We start from the raw sequence: 4,576 nt of genomic DNA on the forward strand, positions 1-4,576 counted from the left end.
TCTAGAGCAGCCGGAACCGTTCGGTGACGATCATCGTGTCGTCGTCGACGGTGAACTCCGGGTCGCCGAGTTCGGCGCGTACCTCCGGGCTGTGCCAGAACGTCTCGTGGCCTTGTCGCCATTCGGCCACCGAGCTGAAGCCCTCGCCCTCGTCACGCGCGTGCCGCAGGTCGACGTCGCCGAGGCGGACCACCCGCACCTCGGTGAGCTCGATCGCGGCGACCCGGTTGCCGTCGGAGTCGAGCACCGCCGACACCTGGCCCTCGACCGGCAGCGGCTCGTCGACGTAGCCCGCGAGCAGCGCCGACGTGCTGGTCTTCGCGCCGGACAGGATCGCGCCGACCAGCTTGTCGCGCAGCGGGCCGGGGAAGGCGAACTCGGCCGTGGGCAGATCGTCGAGGTTCACGCGCGGGGCTCCAGACCGAGCAGGAGGGGCAGGTGGCGCGGCGGCGGCGAGCCGTGGGCGATCATCGCGTCGTGCCACTGCCGGGTGCCCGTGCCGGCCGGGCGGCGCAGCGCGGTGTCCAGGATCTCCTGGTAGCCCACGAAGTAGGTGGAGAGCTGCGTCGAGGTGAGCAGCGCGCGGCGCCACTTGCCGGCCGCCTCGCCCTCCTCCTGGAAGCCCGGGCCCGTCATCAGCGCCATGGCCTCGTCCTGCGTCATCCCGTCACAGTGGACGGCCTGGTCGAGGATCGCGTTGATGGTCATGCGGAGCTGCATCTTGAGCTGCTGGAGGCGGATCGGCAGGCCGCCGAAGCGCAGCCCCGTCATCATCTCCTCCGCGTAGACCGCCCAGCCCTCCGCGAACGGGCCCGAGACACCGAGCTTGCGGACCCGGGTCGTGCCCTGGAACCGGCGCGAGTGCGCGAGCTGGAGGTAGTGCCCCGGCATCGCCTCGTGCACGGTCAGGTTGCGGATCATGTGGTTGTTGTATTCGCGGTAGAACGACTCCACCCGCTCCGCCGACCAGTCGGCCGGGGTCGGCGAGATGCAGTAGAACGTCGGCAGCTCGGCGGTCTCGAGCTGCCCGGGCGAGTCGCAGTAGGCGACCGCGACGCCGCGGGCGAACTCCGGCATCTCCTGGATCACGCACGGGTCGTCGACGAGCGACACCAGGTCGTGTTCGCGTACGAAATCCGTGGTCTCGACCATCGTCCGCTTCGCCAGGTCGACGATCGTGTCGTTGTCGGGGTGCTCGGCACCGAGGCGGCCCAGCGCCTCCCGGACCGTCTCGTCGGTCGCGGGCCCGCCGGTCAGCTCGGCGGCGGCGCGCCGCAGGTCGGCGCCGACCCGCTCCAGGTTTTCCCTGGCCTTGTCGAGCACCTGGCCCGCGGTCAGCTCGGTGTCGAGCGTGTGCCAGAGCCGCGCCTCCCACAGCCGGCGGCCCAGCCGCGGGTCACGGTCGGCGGTGGGCAACCGCTCGCGCAGCCAACCGGCGAACTCCTCCAGCGCCGCGACCGCGGCGGCGGCGGCCGGCTCGACGGTGGACCGCATCGGCGGCGCCTCCGCCAGCATCGCCGGCACCTCGTCGCGGACCAGCGCGGCCGTGCCGGTGAACTGGCCGATCGCGGTCTCGACGTGGACCCGCGGCATCTCCTTCAGGATCGACCGCGCGATGGCCAGCGCGTCGGGCACCGCCTCCAATCGCTGGGTCAAACTCTCCAGGCGTACGTCGACCGGGGCGAACGGGCGCGCGATCAGCTCGTGGATCAGGTCGCCCGGGTTGTGCGCGAGCGGGTTCCACTCGTGCTCGCGCACCTCCGACAGCTCGAACATGCCCCGCTCGACGCGGGCGTTCAGGATCGCGTGGTCGACCTGCTCCTGCGGGTCGAGCGCGTCGCTGTCGACCTCGGCCAGCGCGCCGCTGGCGTCCCGCAGCATCGCGAACCGCGCCATGACCCCGTCGGGCGACAGGTCGGGCAGCTCACCGTCGAGGCGATGGTCGCCGGCGGACGCGGCCAGGTGCGGGTCGCTGTCGAGCAGGGCGTCGACGATCCGCTCGGCGAGAGGCACGAAGTCGGGCATGGGGTCCAACCTAGACGATCTCGCCGAGCCGGCGGACGCTCGCGGCGATGCGGTCGGGTGACTGGCCGGCGTACCCGATGACCAGACCCGGCGGCCCGCCCGGGGTGAGGCGGGTGGCGCTCAAAGGCACCGGGCCGAGGCCGGCGGCGTGTGCCCGCGCGGCCAGCGCGGCGTCGTCGGTGCCCGGCGGCAACTCGACCACGAGATGCAGCCCGGCGGCGACGCCGTGGACCCTGGTGCCCGGCAGGTGCGCTGCCAAGGCGGCGACCAGTGCGTCCCGGCGCCGGCGGTACGCCCGCCTCGACTGGCGCAGGTGGCGGTCGTACCCGCCGGTCGCGAGCAGTTCCGCGAACGCGAGCCGTTCGAGCACCGGGCCGCCGTAGTCCGCGGCCACCTTGGCGGCGTGCACCGACGCGCGCCGGTCGCGCGGCGGGCAGAGCCAGCCGAGCCGCAGGGCGGGCGCGAGCGCCTTGCTGGCCGAGCCGAGGTGCGCGACCACGTCCGGCGCCAGACCCTGCAGGCAGCCGACCGGGTCACGGTCGTAGCGGAACTCGGCGTCGTAGTCGTCCTCGACGATCAGCCCGCCGGTGGCCCGGGCCCAGGCGATCAATGCGGCCCGCCGGTGCGGCGCGAGGACGACGCCGGTCGGGTACTGGTGCGCGGGAGTGACCAGCACCGCCGGGACGCCGCTGCGCTCCAGGGCGGCCACGTCGAGACCGTCGGCGTCGACCGGGATCGGCACCAGCCGCAGCCCTTGGGCGACCATGTGGGCGTGGATGCCCGGGCTGCCGGGATCCTCGATGCCGATCCGGTCGGCGCCCGTCATCCGCAGGTGGTGGGCGATCAGCGCGAACGCCTGCGCGGCACCGGTGGTGGCGATGACGTCGTCGGCGGTGAGCCGGGCGGCGCGGACCCGGCCGAGGTAGTCGGCGAGGGTACGGCGCAGCCGGGGCGGGCCGGTCGCGTCGGCGTAGCCCAGGTCGGCGGGGGTCGCGGTGGCGAGGACGCGCTCGTAGGCACGGCGCCAGGCGGCCCGCGGGAAGGCCGACAGGTCGGGCTGGCCGGGCCGCAGGTCCGGCGGCAGCCCCGCGCCGAAGCTTTGCTCTGCACCCATCGACGCACCACCCTCCGGACCCGGTGGTGCGTCGATGGGTGCAGAGCAGGAAAGGGCGACGCGCGTGCCCGAGCCGGGCTCGGCCGTCAGCCGGCCCTCCGCGACGAGCTGTTCGTAGGCGCTGGTCACGACGCCGCGGGAGACGCGCAGGTCCGCTGCGAGCTGGCGGCTCGACGGCAGTCGGACGCCGGGCACCAGCCGGCCGTCGGCGATCGCGGCCCGCAGCGCCGTCGTCAACTGGTCGCCGAGGCCCGGCCGGGAGCGGTCGAGGTCGAGCAACGCCTCCATGTGGTCTCCTCAAACGGCTCGTGAGTGGACCTGTCTGCCGGACCATTCTGCTCATAGCGTCGGGCGCATGACCATCTCCAAGGGCACCGCCGTCGGCTTCTGCGTGCTGGGCATGACGCTGGTCGGCAGCTCCGTCGCGGTGAGCCAACTGCTGCTCGACTATCCGACGCTGACCGCGCAGGCGATCCGCTACACCGCGGCGGCCGCGATGCTGTTCCTGATCGCGCACCGGTTCCCCCGGCTCGGGGGCTCGACGCCTGGCGTCCGCCCGACGGTCCGCGAGCTGGGCATCCTGCTGGTGGTCGCGGCGACCGGGATGGCGGGCTTCAACGCGTGCATCATGCTGGCGCTGCACCACGACACCGAGCCGGCCGTCGTCGGCACGATCATCGGCGCGGCGCCGCTCGGCCTGGCGCTGCTCGGCCCGCTGGTCGGCCCGCTGGTCGCTGGCGGCCGCGCCCGGCCGAGCACCCGGATCGTGGCCGCGGCCGCCGTGGTCGTCGCCGGCACGGTGCTGGTCGAGGGCACCGGACGCGCGACCACGGTCGGCGTCCTGGGCGCCGCCGGCGCCCTGGTGGGCGAGATCCTGTTCTCCCTGCTCGCGGCGATCGTCCTACCCCGCCTCGGCGCGGTCCGGGTGGCGGCCTACAGCTGCGCGCTGGCGGTGCCGCTGCTGCTGCTGGGCGCGCTGGTGGCCGGAGAACCCGCGGCGTGGCGCCTCCCGACGGCGACCGAGACGGGCGCCCTGGCCTATCTGGCGGTGCTGATGACGGTGGTCGCGTTCGTGTTCTGGTTCATCGGCCTGGAACGCCTCGGCGTCGCCCGCGCGGGCATCCTGGTCGGCCTGATGCCGGTCGCGACCCTGACCACGGCGGCGGTGATGGCCATGGCCGTGCCGGGCATCGGGCCGGCCCTGGGGGTGCTCACTGTGGCGGCCGGACTGGCCTTCGGCCTGACCGGCAAGACGGACAAGCCCGCCGCGGCTGGAGCTGCTGGTCAGAGCGCCTCAGGGTCGAGGGGTGGCAAAGACGGCGCGGCGGCCGCGGGTCAGGAGCGCTCCGCCAGCCTCACCGCGTCGGCATAGCCGAAGGCCGCGGCCGCGGGTCAGGAGCGCTCCGCCAGTCTCACCGCGTCGGCATAGCCGAAGGC

At 74.1% G+C, this 4,576-nt stretch carries 4 protein-coding genes; 1 reads left to right on the plus strand and 3 read right to left on the minus strand.

Annotated features, from left to right (window positions below; translation table 11 throughout):
- Window position 1: 1 nt before the first annotated feature.
- From Asi02nite_RS40885 to pdxR, 3 genes are read right to left on the minus strand one after another with little or no spacing between them, the layout of a single operon-like run.
- Entirely contained in the window at window positions 2-406 is a 405-nt protein-coding gene (locus Asi02nite_RS40885; RefSeq protein ID WP_203719424.1) for an ASCH domain-containing protein, read from the minus strand.
- Window positions 403-2,025, minus strand: coding sequence for a DUF885 domain-containing protein (locus Asi02nite_RS40890; RefSeq protein WP_203719425.1), 1,623 nt, complete (start codon window positions 2,023-2,025; stop codon window positions 403-405). The genes Asi02nite_RS40885 and Asi02nite_RS40890 overlap by 4 nt, the downstream gene beginning before the upstream one ends.
- Before the next feature lie 10 nt (window positions 2,026-2,035).
- On the minus strand, window positions 2,036-3,427 hold the full coding sequence (pdxR, locus tag Asi02nite_RS40895) for a MocR-like pyridoxine biosynthesis transcription factor PdxR (protein ID WP_203719426.1): 1,392 nt from the start codon (window positions 3,425-3,427) through the stop codon (window positions 2,036-2,038).
- 67 nt (window positions 3,428-3,494) lie between these two features.
- Here pdxR and Asi02nite_RS40900 point away from each other — a divergent pair, with 67 nt between their 5' ends.
- The gene (locus Asi02nite_RS40900) at window positions 3,495-4,511 is read left to right on the plus strand and encodes an EamA family transporter (protein ID WP_203719427.1); all 1,017 of its coding nucleotides are present in this window, start codon (window positions 3,495-3,497) and stop codon (window positions 4,509-4,511) included.
- Window positions 4,512-4,576: the final 65 nt, after the last annotated feature.

The sequence above is a fragment of the Asanoa siamensis genome (assembly GCF_016862555.1).
Lineage (GTDB): Bacteria > Actinomycetota > Actinomycetes > Mycobacteriales > Micromonosporaceae > Asanoa > Asanoa siamensis.

What these genes read in the sequence shown, in the direction of transcription:
- Asi02nite_RS40890 (WP_203719425.1), bottom strand. Translation starts at nt 2,025, where the DNA reads ATGCCCGACTTCGTGCCTCTCGCCGAGCGGATCGTCGACGCCCTGCTC.
- pdxR (WP_203719426.1), bottom strand. Translation starts at nt 3,427, where the DNA reads ATGGAGGCGTTGCTCGACCTCGACCGCTCCCGGCCGGGCCTCGGCGAC.
- Asi02nite_RS40900 (WP_203719427.1), top strand. Translation starts at nt 3,495, where the DNA reads ATGACCATCTCCAAGGGCACCGCCGTCGGCTTCTGCGTGCTGGGCATG.